Raw genomic sequence first — 20,780 nt, forward strand, 5'->3', positions numbered from 1 at the left:
CATGATGAAGTTTGTTAAAAATTATATGGAGTCTATAGATGGGGTAGCAGTATACCCTATCTTCTCCCTACTCATCTTTTTTATATTTTTTGTGATCTTATTTTGGTGGGTTGCAACTGCAAAAAAAGATTATATAAATAAAGTGAGTCAATTCCCATTAGACAATAACGATAAAACCAACATAACATCATGAGAAATTTTACATCTTACTTACGTGTTATAATAATAGTATCTCTTGTTTTTTGTGCTGCTGAATATTTTATAGATTCAGGAGACAAACCAGCATTTATAGAATATCCACAAGTAGCCGTATTTTTAGTGCTATTTGCTATATTATTAATTGCGGTTGAAATTGTAGTGGCTTCGATGAACAGTCTTACAAGGGCTTTATTAAATGAAGAACAATTAGCTGAAGCTGAAGAAAACTCATGGACTAAACGTTTCCTTAAGAAAATGACCAAAACAAGGTCTATCGAAGAGGAAAGAGAAATTATATTAGACCACAATTACGACGGAATAAAAGAGCTTGATAATGATTTACCACCATGGTGGCTATATGGTTTTTATGCGAGTATTGTATTTGCTGCTATTTACCTATTCAAATATCACGTTCTTGATGGGGATAATCAAATAGTAGAATATGAAAAAGAAGTAGCGGCAGCTCAGATTGCTATTGATGAATACAAAAAAACTGCTGTGGACTTAGTTGATGCTAAAACCGTTGTTGCATTAACTGAAGATGGAGAAATTAAAAAAGGAGGAGAAATCTTTCAGGTTAACTGTGTTGCTTGTCACCGTGCAGATGGTGGTGGAGCCATTGGTCCTAACTTAACAGATGATAATTGGATTTTAGGAGGTGGAATTAAAAACATCTTTAATACCATTTCTGAAGGAGGACGAAGTGGAAAAGGAATGATTGCCTGGAAGCAGTCTTTAAAACCATCAGAAATACAACAAGTTGCTAGTTATATACTAACACTGCATGGAACTAACCCTGAAAACCCTAAAGCACCAGAAGGTGATATATGGGTGGAGCCTGCAACAGAATAAATTATAAATCACTGCCTCTTGAAAGTCTCAAGAGGTAGTGTTATTAAATAAACTTTTCCTATATTAAGTTGGAATCTACTACTTACAACTTAATAAAATTCTAAACACTAAAAATATGGAGGCGTCTGAGGGTAATTTCAGAGATTCTATTAGTACTGTCAATGAAGATGGTAAAAGGTCTTGGGTATATCCAAAAAAACCTAAAGGAAAGTTTTACAAGTATCGAAAATATGTAAGTTATTTCCTTTTAGCCTTTTTATTATTAGGCCCTTTTATTAAAGTTAATGGTAATCAGTTTTTGCTATTTAATTTCTTAGAGCGTCGTTTTAATATTTTCGGATTCCCATTCTGGCCACAAGATTTCTATTTATTTGTTATTTCCATGATTATTGGGGTGGTTTTTATTGCCCTATTTACAGTAGCTTTTGGTCGTATCTTCTGCGGATGGATTTGTCCACAGACTATTTTTATGGAAATGGTTTTCAGAAGAATTGAGTATTGGATTGATGGAGATCGAGGGGCACAAATTCGTTTGGACAAACAAGAGTGGAATGCCGAAAAAATTAGAAAAAGAGGATTAAAATGGTTTATCTTTTTCTGCATTTCTTTTCTTATCGCCAATGTATTTCTTGCATACCTCATCGGTAGCGATCAATTATTACGATACATAAAAGAAGATCCATTAGATAATATCTCTACGCTTATATCTTTACTTATTTTCACTGCTGTATTCTACTTTGTTTTTGCTTGGTTTAGAGAACAAGTATGTATAATTGCTTGCCCTTACGGTAGGTTACAAGGAGTATTACTAGATAACAAATCTATTATTGTTGCTTACGACCATAAAAGAGGTGAAGGAGATAATGGAAGAAAAAAGTTTAGAAAAGGTGAAGATAGAGATGCTATAGGTGCTGGAGATTGTATAGACTGTAAGCAATGCGTTAACGTCTGCCCTACCGGAATAGATATTAGGAATGGAACGCAGTTAGAGTGTGTGAACTGCACCGCCTGCATCGACGAATGTAATACCATAATGGAAAATGTAAATCTTCCTAAAGGGTTAATTAGATATGCTAGCGAAGATAATATTGAGAAAAAAGCTCCTTTTAAACTCACTCCAAGGCTAAAAGGTTATGCAGCCGTATTAGTAATTTTAATAGGATTACTTATAGGAATGTTGTTTTTAAGAAATGATGTGGAAGCAAATATACTTCGTCTTCCTGGACAGCTATACGAGCATAAAGGAGAACATATAATTAGTAATGTTTATACATTTAAACTGATAAATAAAACGGTTAAGGAAATTGATAATGTTCACTTTGAATTGTTAGATCCTAAAGGGGAAGTTAAATTAGTATCAGTAGAAAATTTTAATATTCCAAAAGAAGGATTACATCAAGGGACTCTTTTTGTAGAGATTGACAAAGCCTTTCTTGACAAGGATAAAACTACTATTAAAATAGGTGTATTTAGTGATGACACGCTTATAGAAACAACCACTACTACATTTATGGGACCAAGAAGTTATAGAAAATAAAAAAATTATGAAATTCAATTGGGGAACAGGTATTGTCGTTGCTTTTATATTATTTATAAGTTTCATTCTATATTTAGTTATTAGAATGAATACTGAAGATGCGTACGACCACCATTTAGTATCTAAAGACTACTATAAAAAAGAGTTAGAATATCAGAGTAAAATCGATAATGCTCAAAAAGCAAAAGAGAAAGGATACCAGCTTAAAGCAGAAAAAACTTCGGAAGGTGTTTTAGTGACATTTCCATCAGAAATGGAAGGTCAAGATATCACTGGAGAGGTTTTCTTGTATCGCCCTTCAAATGACGTATTGGATTTTAAAAGTCCGATAAAAGTTAGTAATTCTACTTTCTTAATTCCGCAATCAAAACTCCCTGGAGGAAGATGGAATATAGAAGTAAATTGGGTATACAATAACGAAAACTATTACTACAAAAAAGAATTAAGTTTATAAGACCATGTTACTTTCTGCATTTATATTAGGTTTATTAGGAAGCTTTCACTGCATTGGCATGTGTGGCCCTATTGCCTTTTTATTGCCGTTAGATCATAAAAACCAGACTAAGAAAGTATTCCAGATTTTCATTTATCACTTTGGAAGGATATTAACCTATTCTTTAATAGGCTTTATCTTTGGTTGGTTAGGCAAAGGACTTTTTGTTAGTGGTTTACAGCAGCGCCTTTCTATAATAATTGGAATTCTTATTATACTTACAGCATTAATTCCTTTACGAAAAACTAAATCTAACTTTATTTCTAAAACTGTAATGCTTTGGGTTTCTAAAGCACAATCTGCATTAGGGAAACAACTTAAAAAGAAAAAAACATCGGCCTTGTTTTCTATAGGTTTTTTAAATGGTTTCCTACCATGCGGTATGGTTTACATGGCTTTATTTGCAGCTATTGCTATTGGGAACCCATACCAAAGTTCGCTATATATGGTATTTTTTGGAATTGGAACAATTCCGCTTATGACAACAGCAGTATATTTAGGTAACTTCCTTTCTGTTTCAGCAAGAAAAAAAATAACAAAAGCTATTCCTGTTTTTGTTATCATTATCGGTGCGCTATTTATTATGAGAGGAATGGGATTAGGAATTCCATATGTTTCCCCTTCGGATCTTCAACTTATGGTGAAGTCAACTCCAAACTGTATAGTTCCTTAAAAGATCTTACACAGTCATTGAGAAAAGTTGCGTATCAGGTTTTTTCTTCAACAAATACATATCAAAAGCCATGCATATATTTCTTACAAATGGTCTTCCTTCTTCAACTATAACAAGTTTATTTTCTTTAAACTCAATAAGTCCGTCGTTAGCAAACTCTTTTAATGAAGACAATACTTTTGGAAGCTCTTCAAAATAATTAGAACTTTCTTCCCAAGAAGTACGCAAATTGCACATAAGATTTAAGATATGCTTACGAATTATTAAGTCTTGACTGTTTAATAAATGTCCTCTATAAACTGGTATTGTTCCAGCATTAACCAGTTTCGTATATTCATCAATCCCTTTGGCATTTTGAGCAAAAGCATACCAACTATCACTTATACTAGACGCCCCCAAACCAATCATTAAATTAGTTTTCTGGGTAGTATACCCCATAAAGTTTCTATGGAGTTCATTATTTTTCAAAGCAACAGAAAGGGAGTCACTCTCTAATGCAAAGTGATCCATTCCGATTTCTATATAATTCAACTCCTCTAAGAGTTTCTTTCCAGTTTCATACAAAGCTCTTTTCTCATCTCCTTTAGGGATATCATTTTCATCAAAGCCTCTTTGTCCGTTTCCTTTTATCCAAGGTACATGTGCATAGCTATAAAAAGCAATCCGTTCTGGCATAAGCAATAAAGTCTTATTGATAGAATCTACCACATGCTCCATTTTTTGGAAAGGCAATCCAAAAATAAGATCATGACTTATTGAAGTATATCCTATCTCTCTTGCCTGATCTGTAGCACGTTTTACATTTTCAAAAGGTTGAATTCTATGTATTGCTTTCTGAATGGTAGGATTGTAATCTTGAACTCCGTAGCTGACTCTTCTAAAACCTAAATCATATAAAGTTTGAAGATGTTCTTTTGTAGTATTATTAGGATGTCCTTCAAAACTAAACTCATAATCATCTGCATGATCGGCTAGCTTAAAAACACCATCTATTAGCCTCTTAAGGTTTTCAGGAGAAAAAAATGTAGGTGTTCCACCTCCAAGATGGATTTCCTTAATCTTAGGAGTACCATCAAACAAATCACAATAAAGTTTCCATTCTGATAAAACGGTATCTATATATGGCGATTCTACTTCATGTCTCTTAGTAATGCGCTTGTGGCACCCACAAAACGTACATAAGCTCTCACAATAAGGCAAGTGAATATAAAGACTTAATTCCCCGTTATTCTCATCAAAAGATTTATGCAACGATGACTCCCAACCCCCTACAGAAAAGGTTGATTCATCCCAAAAAGGTACAGTTGGGTAACTTGTATATCGAGGGCCGGGAACGTTATACTTTTGAACTAAAGAACTAGACATATCATCACAATTTATCGAGCAAAATTACTCCAATAGTAAATTACAAAAAATGATAATTATCAGCTAATCATTGCTTACAAAAAAAGTTATATTTTAATAACCCATGCTATTTCATTTTTTAGTTCTGATCTTAAACTCTTTGATATTTTTATTGTTGAAGTATTATCCTTATTTACCTTTATTTCTAAAGTTTCATCTTTACCTAGAACATGCGCAGTACTCTTATCAAGAGAAAAAGGCACATTTATTTCTGAAGAGACTTCTGCTCCTTCTTCCATCAGGTAAATTAAATAGGTAGTTCCATCTTTCTTTTCAGTGATACAAACATTATCAAATTTATATGGAGCTACAGCGTTAGTTTCATAGATAGCTTCTGAATTTACACCCATCCAATCTCCAATTTCTGATAACAGCTTATAGGCTCCTTTATCCCATTCTCCTTCAGGACTAGGAGCAATGTTAAGTAGTAAATTACCTCCCTTAGAAACTATATCTGCAAGTGTATGTACAGCTTTTCGTCCAGACATATATTTAGCATTAAAAGAGTATGACCAGCCACCTCCAGCTATAATACACGACTCCCAAGGATACGGCAATGCTTTTTCTGGAATTCTATTTTCTGGAGTTAAGTAGTTCTGGTTTTTTCCATGAACAGCACGATCTACAACAATAAGTCCTGGTTGTTTCTCTCTTGCTTTTTCTACAAGCTTATCCATTTCTATATCTTGATTGATATTTCTAGTTTTCATATAGCCTGTAGCGCTTTCCTTCACAGAACGATCATACCAGTCTACGATATCTTGAGTCGGTTTTTTAGCAACCCAACCCCCGTCTAACCAAAGGATATCAATATCCCCATAATTAGTCATCAATTCTAAAATCTGATTATGGGTAAAATCCACATACTTCTTCCACTTTTCTGGATATGCTTCTGGATCGTAATTTACATTTCTATCCTTTGGAGGGAAATACGGATCCCAATAAGAATCCATATGCCAATCTGGTTTAGAAAAATATGCCCCAGCCCACATTCCATTATCCCTAAAAGCATTAAAAATAGCCTTTGTTACATCTGCATTATCTTGTTTTGAAAATGGTGTTTCCGTATTTGTGATTTTATAATCTGAATACTGCGTATCAAACATATTATATCCGTCGTGATGCTTTGTAGTAAACACAACATATTTCATTCCTGCATCTTTAGCTGCGCTCGCCCATTTTTCAGGATTAAACTTTATAGGATTAAAAGATTTTCCCAAAGCTTCATATTCTTTTTTGTAAGCAAAGTAGTTATCTGGGTTACTCCCTTTTTTCCGAGCGCACCAACCATATTCTTCAGGGCATAAAGACCAAGATTCCACAACTCCCCATTGGCTATATGCTCCCCAATGCATTAGTAATCCAAATTTTAATCCTTGCCATTGCTCTAGCTTTTCAAGCACTAAAGGATCTGTTTCTGGAACGTACCGTTCATCTTCATAAACAGCCTGTCCAATGGCTAAATTTGTATAGATGAACAATGAAAAAAGTAACGTAATATTCTTCATTTTAGAATGGTTTGGTCGGTTATTAATTTAATTATTGGTTATTTATGCTCTTTAAGCTTGATATCAATTTCAGAAGCATTGATTAAGTCTTTATGTGTAATAAAATTATTTTTTAGTGACTTCCCATCTACTTCGATAACATCTATATATTTATTAGCATCGCTTTGATTTGATTTTATAATCAACTCTTTATTTCCATAAAAATCATTATTTAAATGAATTTTAACCTCATCGAATCTAGGCGTTGTAATTGCATAAATAGGTTTTGCTGGAACAACAGGATATATTCCCATCATTGAAAATACTGCCCAAGCCGACATAGTTCCAGTATCGTCATTTCCCGGAAGTCCATCTGGAGCATTTTTATAATAGGTGTCTAAAAGAGAAGTAACATGCTCTTGCGTTCGCCATTCTTCTCCTTGCACGAAATTGAACAAATACGGATATACAATATCTGGCTCGTTTGCCATATCATAATGATCATCATCAAATACTTTTTGAAGTTGATCTACAAATACAGTTTCTCCACCCATCATTTTTAACAAGCCTTCTACATCATGAGAAAGCATGAATGTATATTGCCATGCATTTCCCTCAATAAAACCTAGATTCTTCTCGAAATTTGCTCCTTTCAACGGATTGTATGGTGTAAGCCAAGAGCTATCATCATTTCGAGGTCTTAGTAAATTATAAGTGTCATCAAAGAGTGCTCTATAAGATATCGAACGCTTAGAAAAACGTTTATAATCATCCCTTTCATCCAACTCTTTTGCTAATTGTGCAATAGCAAAGTCGGTCATATTATATTCTTGAGTCGTAGAAACAGATCCGCTATTTGTAGTTTTAGTAGTTAAATATCCTTTTGTTATATAATCTTTTATGCCAGGACGCAACGGATTATTTTCTAACTGATCCGCGCTCTTTTTCATTGCTTGATACGCCTTGTTAACATCAAATTTGGTAATTCCCTTTAAGTAAGTATCGGCAATTACAATTCCCGCTGGATCTCCAACCATAGTAGTTGTTTCAGTAGCATTCAACTCCCACTTTGGCAACCATCCACTTTCATCATAAACTTGCAAAATGCTATTTACCATATCCACTTGCTGCTCTGGATATACCAAAGTCATTAATTGATGTAAGTTTCTATATGTATCCCATAGAGAAAAAACTGTGTAACGGGTTCCTTTTGTATTCAGTGTCTCTCTAGTTTTCATTTTTGGATAATCTCCATTGTAATCACTAAGAGTGCTCGGATGAATTAATGTATGATAAAGCGCTGTATAAAAAATTGATTTATCCTCTTCTGTACCTCCTTTTACTTCTACTTTAGATAAGTTTTCGTTCCATTCCTTTTTAGCATCAATTAGAAGTTGATCAAAAGTTTTATCCGAAGTCTCCTTTTCTAAATTGTTTCTAGCATTTTCAATACTTACATAAGAAACTCCTATTTTCATTTCTACAGTAGTAGGCTCTTCAAAATAATAATTCATGTAAGCACCTATACTATCTCCTACAACTTCTTTGGTATAGTTTTCTTTTATTCTTGCCTTTCCATTATACTCCATCCATTGCGCTTCTACCCCACTATATTTAGCTGGCTTCTTCCAAACCCCAAAGTTTTTTGCAGGCTTAGAAAAACGCGCTACAAAATAAACAGGATATGCCTCCTCAGCTTTATAATAACAAAAAGATCCGACAGAACGGATCCCTTCAATTTCTGTTGGAGACACTACTTTTACCTGGGCTCCCTGCTCATTTGTAAGTCCTAATCCTAAATTTATAAGAATGTTAGCATCTCCCTTTGGAAAAGTATATTTACTTACTCCAACTCTTGTGGATGCAGTAGCTTCTACTTTTACATTATATTTATCTAAAGTGTTAGAATAATATCCCACTGTAGCAACCTCATCAGAGTAAGTGCTCCCATATTCTTCATAATCTACATTTAATTTCCCTGTAGTCGGCATTGCAAGAATAACACCTAAATCTGGACAACCTACCCCACTGATATTTACATGACTAAAACCTGTTAAAAACTTATTTTCTTTTACATAAGGAGTAGAAAACCATCGACTATCTTTCTCCATTGGTAAGTTCTCTTTCCCTGCAACATTAAAAGGAGAAACACTAACCATTCCTCTTACAGCTATGGGTCCAGGGTTAGTCGTTCCATAGTTCGACGTTCCTATAAAAGGATTCACATGTTTTGTTACCTCATTATTTTGAGAAAACATTGCTATGCTTACAAATAACAAACTCCCTAATAAAAGTTTTTTTTTCATCTTTAAATACTTTTTTAGCCAGTAGACTATTCTACTACAATTTCATCAACAAAAAGCCAAGTTCCACCTCCATTCGGAGCTTTTCCAAGGTTTTCAGCTATCACTTTTAAATAACGTGTATTTACACCTCCTAATTCTAGTTCAAACGTTTTTAACTCTCCTTCCTTATTTTCTTTAAATGGACGATCAATCGTTTTTATCAATTTGAAATTCTCATTATCATCAGAAGTAAAAACTGAAATTTTCTTCGGAAAATAAATCCCAGATCCCTGCTTTTCTAAAGTTCCTACTCCAACATTATCAACTGTTGTTTTTTCTCCAAGGTCTATAACAATATCCATATTATCTCCAAGCCAACCCAACCATTGTCCGTCGCGGAAATTCTCTGAACCTCTAAGTACATTAACTAATGTTGGATCTCCTGCTCCCTGATAACTATCGTGGTAGTTAATATTATATATAATGTTTTTACCTACTGATTTATGGAATATAAATTTCTTTTCAAAAACTCTACCAATTGGTTTTTCATCTTCAAAACGAGCTGCTTTAATTGTAGATGTATTACTGACTTTAATCGGTTTTGTATAAGGAATGGCATCGCTTTCAAGGTTTCCATTCTCTGTAATATATCTTATATCTGAGTTTAAAAATTCATCTTGCAGCTCAACGTTAATTGATTTATCTAGACTATCAATACTTGCTGTAGATCTAATTGTGTAGGCACTTTCAGCATAATTAATATTCATAACTTCCAATCGGTTGAATAAATACTGAACACGCTCTGAAAAATCTTCCCAACTCTGATCTTTTTTAGGAGTCCACAATACTTCCGATAAAGCCGTTAAGCGTGGAAATATCATATACTCCGATTGGTCTGTTGTTGGAATATATTCTGAGAATAAGTTCGCTTGTCCTCCAAGAATATGTTGTTTTTGTGCTGAAGTCATTTCTTCTGTAACTGGAGAGAATTCATATACTTGACTTAAAGGTGTATAACCTCCCCATGCTAAAGGCTCTTCCCCTGGAGGGCCTTGATAATAATCAAAATAGCAATGAGAAACGGGAGTCATTACCACATCATGCCCCTGAGAAGAAGCTTTAACACCGCCTTTAGTTCCTCTCCAACTCATTACAGCTGCTCCCTCTGCTATTCCTCCTTGGAGGATTTCATCCCATCCTATCATTTTTCTTCCCTTACCGCTAACATATTTTTCAATACGCTTCATAAAGTAACTTTGTAACTCCTCTACATCTTTTAAACCTTCTTCCTCCATTCTCTTTTGACAATGTGGACACTTTTCCCAGTTTGTTTTTGTAGCTTCATCTCCTCCAACATGGATATATTGAGACGGAAACAATGTTATAACCTCATCTAAAACATTCTCAATAAATGTAAAAGTGGATTCTTTACCTGCGCAATAAATGTCTGTAATAGGCCATACTCCACCAGAAGGAACCATAATTTTTTGATCAAAACAAGCAAGCTCAGGATACGATGCAATAGCACTCATAACATGGGCTGGCATTTCTATTTCTGGAACAACTGTAATTCCTCTCTTTTCTGCATATGCTACGATTTCTTTAATATCTTCTTGTGTATAGAAACCACCATAAGTTGTCTCTTCACCTAACTCATTCTCCTTTCTAGTTTGCCAATGCAAATCCTCCTGATCTACTCTAAAAGCACCAACTTCTGTTAACTTAGGATATTCTTTTATCTCTATTCTCCAACCCTGATCATCTACTAAATGAAAATGTAACGTATTCATTTTTAAGAAAGCCAATCTATCAATTGTCTTCATTATATATTCCTTCTCAAAAAAGTGCCTCGCAACATCCAGCATAAGTCCTCTCCACTTATATTGAGGTTCATCATCTATAGTTACAGCAGGAATAATCCAATTAATATCTTGAACAAAACTAGTGCTCTCTATCTCATTTGGAAGTAATTGAAGAATTGATTGTATAGCATATATTGCACCGTTAAGACCATTTGACTCAACAACTATATTGTTTTCAGAAACCTTTAGCTTATAAGCCTCCTTATTCAAAGAATCATTTTCCTTAAAAACTATATAATTTGCACTTGGGGCCTCATTAACGATATCCAATTTTAAATTAGCAGCATTTTTAAATTTTTCTGATAAAATCTCTGATGCAATAATTTGAACATCATTATTCACAACTAGTTTGGTATTACTATTGAAGCTAAAAGCTCCATCTCCTAACACCATATTTTTAGGCTTAGGAATTATTTTGACGTCTTCTTTAATAAAGGAAGTTTTACTAGTTTTATTGCAACTAAAAAATAAAAAAAGCAGACTTGCTAAGTAAAAATATTTCATTGGTTATTGTTTGTTGATTTAAGTAAGCTATGTTTCTATATAACAGTATATACGGGGTACTAATTCGTTTTACTAAATTACTCCTGATATATGTTATTAAAATAATTATCAAAGCAATATAAGAAGAAAGTATTTGATAATAAAAAGATTTAGAAGCAATAACTCTTCTCTTTTCTTTTGTTATTATTCTTTATCAAGAGGTAGAAAAAACGGAAACAAAAAGAGGAGCTAAAATTAAGTTTTCAGCTCCTCTAAACGTTAAATTATTACAACCTAATTAGAAGCTTTTATAGCTTCAAGCTGCTCATCTGTTAAAGCATTTCCATCAAAAAAGGAAATTCCTTTTGCTCCATTATCTTTGGCTAGCTTAATTGCTTTAGTCACATCAGCAGCAGACATTGGTGGAACAAAAATCCCTGTATGTAATTCTGTATTCTTCCCTTGAAGATCCTTTACTCCTTCTCCTGTAGCAAAACCAATCCAATCTATTTCTTCGTTATAAAAATTGTTATAAATCATAGGTAAAACCATATCTATATTCCATTTATCCCAACGTTGACGAACCATATGATCTGCCATTTCTGGATAAGGAAAAACTGCAGCGGTTAATTTTTTATCATATTTATGAGCTATCTCATATGCATCATCTACTACCGCTTTTACTTTATTTAAGCGGAATTGCTTCCATTCCATATCAATCGCTGGATTTTCAAAGTCCCTTGGATTTTTATGATGTATTTTTTCAAATTCTGCTACGCAAACATCACAATAACAAAAATCAAATTCTGGTAACTCTTCTTCTTGTTTCAAGTCATACTTAGGTAAAAGTCCGATTGGTAAAAAGATATCCGAATATCTTATATAATCCAAATGTACACTTGCTACTCCCTCAACTTTCGCCAAACCTTCTACCAAATCTAAAACATGACCACGAGAAGCCTCTCTTGTTGGGCATAACCACTGATAATAACCAACGTATGGGCGTGTATCAAAACATGACTTCCCTTCACGACTCACCGCATACCAATCTGGATGTTGCAAAGCCACAGAATCTCCTGGTCTATTCATTGCCATTATCCACGCATGAACTTCTAAACCTTCTTTTTTTGCTATTGGTGTTAATCGCTCTAAAAGTTTAGGGTCGGTATTTGTATTTATTAAAACAGCATCAATTCCACCAGCTTTATATTTAGCAAATTCCCTTTGATACGAAGTATCAGCTCGTTGTTCACTTGCTGTTGTCCACGTCCAATATTTGAAGTCGCTTTGTTCTTTTACAACTGCTACTTCTTCTGGTTTAGCCTCATCATTAGTGGCTTTCTTCTCACTGCAGGATGCTAACACGAATAGCATTGCCAACATAGATAGTTTTAATAATCGCATAGTATATTAAGTTTAGTTTATTGCTCTTTTATTATAAAATCTCCATCCTCTTTTAATATTAATTGCTTTCCAGTAAAAGGACTCACTACAGAAAGATTCCAACCAAAATTATGGACCTCCAAAGTTGGTTTTATTTTTTCTCCATCAATTTTTATAGAATTTGAAATCAATTGATCAATCTCCTTTATCCAACTTCCATGCTCACGATGATATGATTTTTGCTTCCTATACAAGCTATAAAGCTCCCATTTAATCTTTTCATCAGCTGAAATTACAAACTCACTCTTTTTAGAGGTAGCCTTTCTTTCAGTTGAAAAATATACATATCCCCACCATTCTGGCTCGTGCATATTTATAACCCATTGTGGCGACCATACCCAATTATATTCAGGTAGAAAATTTCCACTTTCATCTTTTTTTCGCTGATATGTATCCCCTACCAATTCATAATCCCAATTAACCCTAGAAAAGTTAATTCGCCAATAGTCATCCGCCGGAACTTTATTATTACCAGCTTCTTTTAAAGCATTCCAAGGCATTGCAATCTCAACACTCCAACCTTTGTCTTCATCGGAAGCATCGTTTATAGTTCCATTTATCGCTACCGCTGTTTTAATCCCTTTTATATCCCAACTATCTACTACTTTCCCATGTTCTCTATATGGTTTTGTTAGATATAAATCCCATACAGTATTAAGCGCATTCATCTCAAACTCCATATAATCATGAGTATCCCCGTCAGGATCAATAAAGATTTCAAAATCATTATTATAAAAAATAATTGTATCCCGCTGCTTTAATGTCGCCCATACATGAGGCTCTTCCATTTCTGCATAAAAATATAAATAGTCATCATCCCACAGCATTTTTACTTGAGTCTTGTATTTTGGGGTTTTCTCTCCTTCAATATCTATAAAGTCTACTGTCCATTTTGTCTTTTTCCAAGATGACTCCTTCGCTTTACCATCAATTTTTATAGTTTCTGATATTTTTGGAGCTACATAAGCATTTGGGGGTATTATTTTATCTTGAGCTGTAAGATTAGCCGACATCAGAAAAACACTTATACCAAACAATAAACCTTGGATTCCTATCTTCATATTTTAAATTCTTTGAAACTAAAAAGGACACTTACGTGCCCTTTCTTATTATTCTAAATTTTCAACTTTAATATCACAATATAAAAACATTTAGACAAACAACATCAATTTGTTGCCATACGCCTATAATCAAACGATATTAAGCAGCTCCTAATTTGTCTTTGTAGTATCTTTTTTCTTCCCAAACAAACCATTAATAATACTATTCGCAGTATTTTTAATTTTATCTGTAGTGACAGAATCCTTAGTTGATGTTGTGTTTGTAGCTGTAGAATCTTTAGTTTTACTACCTCCTAAAAAGCTATTCAGAGCATCTTTTACCTTATCGCTCCCTTGATTAATAAGCTTATCTTTTTGCATAGTCACCAACTTCTTGGTAAGCTCAGTCGCTGTAGAGCTTAAGTTTGTCGAAATGGAAGGACTACTGTAAGTTCCGCCAATGGTAGCAGATACAGGCACTGTTATATTTTCAGCCTCAGGATCATTTAGCTTAGCTAATAAACTTGTAACATCTTTCCCTAAATATTTAGCAGGAACCTCAAAACTTGCATTATAATCAATCGATTTATCAAAACCATGACTTCCAGCCACCTGAATATCTATGTCTTTATATTTTAAGTTGAATGGTTTTACATTTACTCGACCATCTTCAAATGTCAAACTTGTTTTAATATCTTTTGTTTCCCCTTCTTCAAGTTTCAAGAAATTTAATTGACTACTAAGAGCGCTTAAAACTTTTCCTTTTTCAGGATCAAAACCGTTTATAATAGCTTCCGCCAAGGCATTACCAGAAAGAGAATTTAAATTCGGAGTAAAATCATTATTAAGATTTCCTTTTAAAGACAAATTAGAATTAAGATTTCCTTGCAAAGCATTTGCAATTGGAGTTATTGCTTGCAACATATCTAATCCCTGAAAAGACTCTGTGATATCAAAACTCTTAATTCCTAAGTCCATGTCAAAAGTTGGTGTTGCATTTTTAGTAGACACCGATCCATTTAAAGCTATCTTTCCGCCAAAAATTGAAGAATTAAGATCTTTTAATGTTACCGTTTCATCCCTAACTATTAATGTTCCTGAAACATCTTTAAGCGTCAAATTATCATAAATTACAGTATTCGCTTTAGCAGCAATTGTAGCATCTAAAAATGATGGTATTTTTATCTGTTCCTCTCCTGTTGCTACTGTATTTTCAGGCTTTGTTGTTTCCGATTTTTCTTCTGACGTAGCTTCACCCTGAGACTTTCCTGAAGACGTATCCTCTGTTTCTTCTACCATAAAATCATTTACAGCAAATGTGTTTGAGTTTAATGTGAAATTACCTTTTAACGTCTCCTTATTAAACATATATCCCAATAAGTTTTCTATGGAACCCTTTGCTGAAAGATCTGTTTTTCCTGTTTTAGCTTCAAATGCGTTTAAAGAGACATTTGATGTGTTGAAAGTAATTGCTGCATTTGAAATTTGTAATGGATTTTTCATTTCCTCTGAAACAAATTCAAAATCTTTCAATCCTAAAGAACCACTATTTTTGGTATTCTCATATCTTTCATTTTCGATAGATTGCATGTCAAAAGCTGTTGAAAGGTCTGCATCTAAAATTCCTTTTAAATCTAAATCAGAAGGAAAAGGATATGCACTAGAAAGATTAGAAAGATTAATTCTCCCCTTAAGATTAGCATTTACTTGAGGATTTGCTGTAAGGTTTTTTATGTGCGCCTGTGCACTAAATACATCTTGTGCTATCTTAAAACTTAATTTATTTATATCTACCAAAGTATTCTCCACCAATCCCGTCTTATTAGTAATCTTTGTATCGATACTAATATTATTTACTGATTGCGGTAAGTCTGGATATTTAAAAGAAGCATTATTTGAAGATATTGCTATATCGAAAGTTGGAATATGAGTTTCATCTACAACTCCAGCCAACATACCTTCTACAACAAAATCTCCAGTAGTTTCTACGTCTTCAATATCTTTAGAGTACTCACTTGGAATTAAAGCTAAGAAGTTTTTAAAATCTGATGATGGTGTTTTAAAAGTAATATCCATTTCTTGATTATCATCATTTAATTTTACAAAACCATCAAACACCAATTCTAACTGATTGATAATTGCTTTATTTTCTAAAAAAGTATATTTATTCTCTTCTAAATCCACTCCTAACTTGGCATCCCATTTTATAGAGTTTCTACTGAAGTAATTAACGCTATCCATTTCAAAAGATATAAGCGCACTTGTTTCTGTATCTAATTCTGATTTTACTGCTGAAAGGTCTCCTTTCCCTGAGTGATTTAATTCTTCTAACTCAAAATACATTTTCCCTTTCTCATCATAATATTTTACTCTAGAATTAGTTATTTCATAACTCTGAATAGACAAAGAAACATTACTGCTTGAAGGTGAAGATGCTGTTTCTGTAGATGCTTCAGGAGCAGCAGGAGCGCTATTTGATGTTTCGTCCTTCTTCGCAATATCATAATTCACATTTCCATCCTTATCAATAAAAACATTTACCACGGCTCCGTCAATACTGAATGAGTTTACCGAATATGGTTCTCCTTCTTTATTAAATATTTGCATAAAAGGAACACTTATATTAGCCTTTTTAGCAAATACCAAGGTATCTCCAGCAAAAGGAGCCTTATTTATAATACTCATGTCTTCCACTGTTACGGATGCATCTGGGAAGTTTTTTATAAGACTTATGTCTGCATCTGCAAAATTAAATTCTGCATTGATATTTTTATTGACTGTATTTTTTACAATTTTTAGTATTTTTCCTTCAAATAGAAAAGGAGCGGCAATAAGAAACACAACCAACAACCCTACTATTATACCTACTATCTTGAGAACTTTCTTCATTTTTATCTTATTTTCTACTAGCTAATTTTATTATTCAATATAATAACAAAAATGTAGTAAACTTTACACACTTTCGCTTATTTTAATAAAAATTTAATGTTTGTATATGTATATACGAATAATCTACACTGAAAAGATTATCATAAAAGAGATTATAAAACAGGTTTAAATTCCCATATCTATTTCTTCTCCCACCTTTAATTTAAATCGTTTTCTAAAAAAGAATACAAATAAATAGAGTAATGGTGTGTCTAGAACCGCAACAAACACTTTAAAAAGGAAACCGCTTATTACCAATCCATAAAACAAATCCCATGGTAAAACTTTAAAAACACACAATAAAAAAACTACTGTAAAAGTGTCTATAAACTGAGACGTAAAAGTTGAAAAATTGTTTCGTAACCAAAGGTACTTTCCATTAGTTAGCTTTTTCCAAAAGTGGTAAATAGTAATATCGATATACTGTGCAAAAAGATATGCTATCATCGAGGCAAAAACAGCCACTGGCGACAATGCAAAAACATGTGTAAAGGTATCATCTTGTATTGGAGAAGTTGGCAATGCAGGAACACGTTCGGCAATTAAAATAATAGCCATCGAAAAGAATGAGGCAAATATCCCAGCAGTAACCACTTGATTTGCCTTTTTCTGACCATATATTTCTGAAATCAGATCGGTTATTAAAAATGTAATAGGATACGGTAAAATTCCAACCGAAATCTCGAATAATGAAGCTCCAAAAACTTTAGTTTCTCCAAAAGGATACCAATAAAAGAATTTCTGAAAAATAAGATTCGACACTACCAGCGAAGTAATAAACAACGCTCCTAAATACAGATATATTTTAAATGCTAACTTCCTATCTTTATCAGTCATTCACTATTTTATATTCATTTCAAAAGGCATTCTAGCTTGAACTCCTTTCTGATTTGTTAAGGATTTCATTTGTTGCATGATATTATAAATCTCCTCCCCTAGTTCTTCTTTTAAAAGCTCTTCTTTGCTTTTCACAAAACCAAGACCAGAGAACCCTTGCAATAATTCTTCAATACTTGTTTCATAAACAGGAAGGTTTTTAATCGTGTAATCTTCAACTCCGCTAGAAGATGCTGCATAAGCTATTGCTTCTTCTAAACCTCCAATCTCATCTACCAAACCACGCTCTTTGGCTTGAGTACCAGTCCAAACTCTACCCTGAGCAACGCTATCTACATCCGCAATACTCATATCTCTTCCATCTGCAACACGTTGTAAGAAAGTTTTATAAAAATCTTCAATCCCTTCTTTAGCATACTTTTTAAAGCTCTCATTATCAGATTCAAAAACACTATAAGTAGTAGAATTCTTATTGGTATTTACCTGCTCTGCATTAATTCCCCATTTATCTGCTAACTCACTAACATTTGGGATTGTAGCAAAAACACCTATAGATCCTGTAATCGTAGAAGGTTCTGCAAAAATCTTATCTCCAGCAACTGCCATATAATACCCTCCAGAAGCAGCTAAATTCCCCATAGATACAATTACAGGCTTCACTTTTTTAGTGATTTCCATTTCTCTCCAGATAATATCTGAAGTTAAAGCCATCCCTCCAGGAGAATTAATACGCATAACGATAGCCTTTACATTATCATCTTCTCTTGCATCTTTTAGAGATTTAAACATCGTTTCTTGACCGATATAATTATCGTTTCCTTTACCATAACCGATCTCCCCTTGCGCATAGATAACTGCAATCTTATTTTTACCAACTGTTTTTACTTTTTTTGAAGCATATTCAGCATAATCAAGAATATTAATTGTGTTGATCTTATCATCTTCTGTTAAGTCCATTTTACTTCTTAGCAAACCATTATATTCATCAATATAACTTAACCCATCTACGAATTTATTTTCCAGGGCTAATTTTGGTGTACGGGTAGCCAATTCATCTGCGAAGGTATTTAACTGAAGCGTGTCTATATTTCTACTTTCAGAAATATCTTGTAAATAAGTACTCCAAACAGACTCCAAAAGTTCTGTGATTTGCTCTCTATTGGCTTCACTCATCTTGTTATTAAGATAAGGCTCTACAGCGCTCTTATACTTACCATGACGAATAACTTCCATTTTTATTCCTGAATTCTCTTGAAGATCTTTTAAGTATAATACTTCTGAAGAAAGTCCTCTAAAATCTAAATTCCCAGTAGGATTCAAAAAAACAGAGTCTGCTACAGAAGCCAAATAGTAATCTTTTTGAAGGTAAATATCACCATAAGCATATACAAACTTCCCAGATTCTTTAAACTTCTCAATCGCTTCTCTTATGGTTCTTGTGTTTGCAGAACCTGTAGTGATAAAAGAATTGTGAATACTAATTCCTTTAATCTTATCATCTGTAGCTGCTTTATTTATGGCAAGCAGCACATTATTGAGTCCGTTATATTCTTCAAATTTATACTCGATATCTGTAAATTCATATTTCCCTCCATAATCTTTTAGAGGCTCCTTGAAATTAATTTCTAAAACAGAGTTGTTTTTTACTGTTACTTGTTCTTCACTCCCTCCAGCAACTGCAGCGATAACAATAAAAAACATAAAAATTATTCCGATAGCAATAAGCGTCCCTAAAATGGCCGCCATTAAATTTCTCAAAAATTTCATATAAATAAACTTAGGTATAAGTCTTCCAAAGATACTTGCAACTCAACAAAAAACAAATTAATAAGGCGAAAATGAATGTTTTTTAAAAACAAGCTACAACTATATATCTAATCAAATTAAAAATCCATTCTTAAAAGGAGTCTACATTCTAACACAAGAGATTAAATCTAAAACCTCCGACATAAGAAAATACGCTCTTATAATTATAAAACGATTAAATAGAATTCAACATTTTTTTAGCACCATCATAGCATTTCTTTTTGTTATTTTGCGGTTTCTTATGATTCACTACAAACGCACATACCTCTCCATTGGAAGTAACTTAGGAGATAAATATAAAAATCTCAATAAAACCGTCGAACTCATTAAAGAGAGTATTGGCAATTTAATCTCTTGCTCTCCAATCTACCAAACACCGGCTTGGGGTTTTGAGAGTGATGATTTTTATAATATTTGTATTGGAATAGATACGGAGTTACAACCTCTAGAATTACTCGATTGTATCTTACAAATTGAAGAAAAAATGGGAAGGGTTCGTTCTCAAACTGAAGGTTATGCCGCTCGGACCATAGACATCGACATTATATTTTATGAGGATGCTATGATAAGTGAGCCAGAACTTATAATTCCGCATCCTAACTTACATCTTCGGAAATTTGTACTCCAACCGCTTGCTGATATCGCTCCTGGTAAAATACATCCAAAATTGAACAAAAGTATTACAGAGTTACTAGAGGCATGCGAAGATAATAGTGAGTTAGAAAAAATCAGCTTAGAGATTTCTTTAGAAAAAAAAGACTTCACGAAATTTAATTTTATTGCTATTGAAGGAAATATTGGCGCAGGAAAGACAACCCTAGCTAATAAAATAGCAGAAGATTTTAATGGCAAGTTAATCTTGGAAAGGTTTGCCGACAATCCTTTTCTTCCTAAATTTTATGAGGATAAAAATAGATATGCATTTCCTTTAGAAATGTCATTTTTAGCTGATCGTTATCAACAATTTACAGACGACACTTCACGCCCTGATTTGTTCAAGAACTTTATGGTAAGCGATTATGATATTTTTAAATCGCTAATTTTTGCTAAAGTCACATTACAGGAAGATGAATTTAAACTTTACAGAAAAATTTTCAATTCCATGTATAAAGAGGTTGTAAAGCCTGATATATACATCTATCTACATCAGAATACAAAAAGACTGCTGCAGAACATTAAAAAACGTGGTCGAAGTTACGAACAGAGTATTCCTACTGAATACTTGGAAGAAATTAATAATGGATATTTGGATTTCATAAAAACACATCCAGAAATAAACCCTTTGATTATTGATATTTCCGAATTAGATTTCCTACAAAACAAAAATGATTACCAGTTTATCATCGATAAAATACACGATTTTTAAGACGAGAAGCTTTGTTCCTTAAAAAAATGTTAAGCTTATTTTTGTTTTTCTCGTTAAAGTTTACTTAATTCGTAGAGAATTTAAAA

At 33.2% G+C, this 20,780-nt stretch carries 15 protein-coding genes; 6 read left to right on the forward strand and 9 right to left on the reverse strand.

What is annotated here, in order from left to right; all coding sequences use genetic code 11:
- The first annotated feature begins 1 nt into the window (after nucleotide 1).
- The 5 genes from JM658_RS11195 to JM658_RS11215 all read left to right on the forward strand — a co-directional run bounded on the left by JM658_RS11195 (nucleotide 2) and on the right by JM658_RS11215 (nucleotide 3,753).
- A complete protein-coding gene (locus JM658_RS11195) occupies nucleotides 2-193 on the forward strand; it encodes a CcoQ/FixQ family Cbb3-type cytochrome c oxidase assembly chaperone (protein WP_236959355.1) in 192 nt (63 codons plus the stop codon).
- Entirely contained in the window at nucleotides 190-1,050 is an 861-nt protein-coding gene (locus JM658_RS11200) for a cbb3-type cytochrome c oxidase N-terminal domain-containing protein (RefSeq protein ID WP_236959356.1), read from the forward strand. The genes JM658_RS11195 and JM658_RS11200 overlap by 4 nt, the downstream gene beginning before the upstream one ends.
- 115 nt (nucleotides 1,051-1,165) lie before the next feature.
- Nucleotides 1,166-2,587, forward strand: a complete 1,422-nt coding sequence (gene ccoG / locus JM658_RS11205; protein ID WP_236959357.1) for a cytochrome c oxidase accessory protein CcoG — start codon at nucleotides 1,166-1,168, stop codon at nucleotides 2,585-2,587.
- A gap of 7 nt (nucleotides 2,588-2,594) precedes the next feature.
- Nucleotides 2,595-3,041, forward strand: coding sequence for a FixH family protein (locus JM658_RS11210; protein WP_236959358.1), 447 nt, complete (start codon nucleotides 2,595-2,597; stop codon nucleotides 3,039-3,041).
- Between the two features lie 4 nt (nucleotides 3,042-3,045).
- Nucleotides 3,046-3,753: a sulfite exporter TauE/SafE family protein gene (locus JM658_RS11215; RefSeq protein ID WP_236959359.1), complete on the forward strand. Its 708-nt coding sequence runs from the start codon at nucleotides 3,046-3,048 to the stop codon at nucleotides 3,751-3,753.
- A 6-nt stretch (nucleotides 3,754-3,759) separates the two neighbouring features.
- On the opposite strand, the gene hemN is transcribed toward JM658_RS11215, so the two are convergent.
- The 9 genes from hemN to sppA all read right to left on the reverse strand — a co-directional run bounded on the left by hemN (nucleotide 3,760) and on the right by sppA (nucleotide 19,289).
- Nucleotides 3,760-5,118 carry an oxygen-independent coproporphyrinogen III oxidase gene (gene hemN, locus JM658_RS11220; RefSeq protein ID WP_236959360.1) on the reverse strand — a complete coding sequence of 453 codons (1,359 nt, stop codon included), beginning with the start codon at nucleotides 5,116-5,118 and terminating at the stop codon, nucleotides 3,760-3,762.
- Between the two features lie 86 nt (nucleotides 5,119-5,204).
- Nucleotides 5,205-6,665 (reverse strand): alpha-L-fucosidase, encoded by a 1,461-nt coding sequence (locus JM658_RS11225; RefSeq protein WP_236959361.1) that lies wholly within the window; start codon nucleotides 6,663-6,665, stop codon nucleotides 5,205-5,207.
- A 38-nt stretch (nucleotides 6,666-6,703) separates the two neighbouring features.
- Nucleotides 6,704-8,950, reverse strand: coding sequence for a GH92 family glycosyl hydrolase (locus JM658_RS11230; protein WP_236959362.1), 2,247 nt, complete (start codon nucleotides 8,948-8,950; stop codon nucleotides 6,704-6,706).
- A gap of 26 nt (nucleotides 8,951-8,976) precedes the next feature.
- Nucleotides 8,977-11,295: a glycoside hydrolase family 20 protein gene (locus tag JM658_RS11235; protein ID WP_236959363.1), complete on the reverse strand. Its 2,319-nt coding sequence runs from the start codon at nucleotides 11,293-11,295 to the stop codon at nucleotides 8,977-8,979.
- Nucleotides 11,296-11,568: 273 nt separating this feature from the next.
- Entirely contained in the window at nucleotides 11,569-12,678 is a 1,110-nt protein-coding gene (locus tag JM658_RS11240; RefSeq protein ID WP_236959364.1) for a glycoside hydrolase family 10 protein, read from the reverse strand.
- 17 nt (nucleotides 12,679-12,695) lie between these two features.
- Entirely contained in the window at nucleotides 12,696-13,778 is a 1,083-nt protein-coding gene (locus tag JM658_RS11245; RefSeq protein ID WP_236959365.1) for a carbohydrate-binding family 9-like protein, read from the reverse strand.
- A gap of 150 nt (nucleotides 13,779-13,928) precedes the next feature.
- Nucleotides 13,929-16,646: an AsmA-like C-terminal region-containing protein gene (locus JM658_RS11250; RefSeq protein WP_236959366.1), complete on the reverse strand. Its 2,718-nt coding sequence runs from the start codon at nucleotides 16,644-16,646 to the stop codon at nucleotides 13,929-13,931.
- A gap of 165 nt (nucleotides 16,647-16,811) precedes the next feature.
- Entirely contained in the window at nucleotides 16,812-17,522 is a 711-nt protein-coding gene (locus tag JM658_RS11255) for a queuosine precursor transporter (protein ID WP_236959367.1), read from the reverse strand.
- 3 nt (nucleotides 17,523-17,525) lie between these two features.
- The gene (gene sppA / locus JM658_RS11260) at nucleotides 17,526-19,289 is read right to left on the reverse strand and encodes a signal peptide peptidase SppA (protein ID WP_236959368.1); all 1,764 of its coding nucleotides are present in this window, start codon (nucleotides 19,287-19,289) and stop codon (nucleotides 17,526-17,528) included.
- A 280-nt stretch (nucleotides 19,290-19,569) separates the two neighbouring features.
- Between sppA and folK the strand changes: the two genes are divergently transcribed.
- Nucleotides 19,570-20,694, forward strand: a complete 1,125-nt coding sequence (gene folK, locus JM658_RS11265; protein WP_236959369.1) for a 2-amino-4-hydroxy-6-hydroxymethyldihydropteridine diphosphokinase — start codon at nucleotides 19,570-19,572, stop codon at nucleotides 20,692-20,694.
- Nucleotides 20,695-20,780 lie beyond the last annotated feature (86 nt).

The sequence above is a fragment of the Joostella atrarenae genome, from assembly GCF_021764745.1.
GTDB lineage: Bacteria > Bacteroidota > Bacteroidia > Flavobacteriales > Flavobacteriaceae > Galbibacter > Galbibacter atrarenae.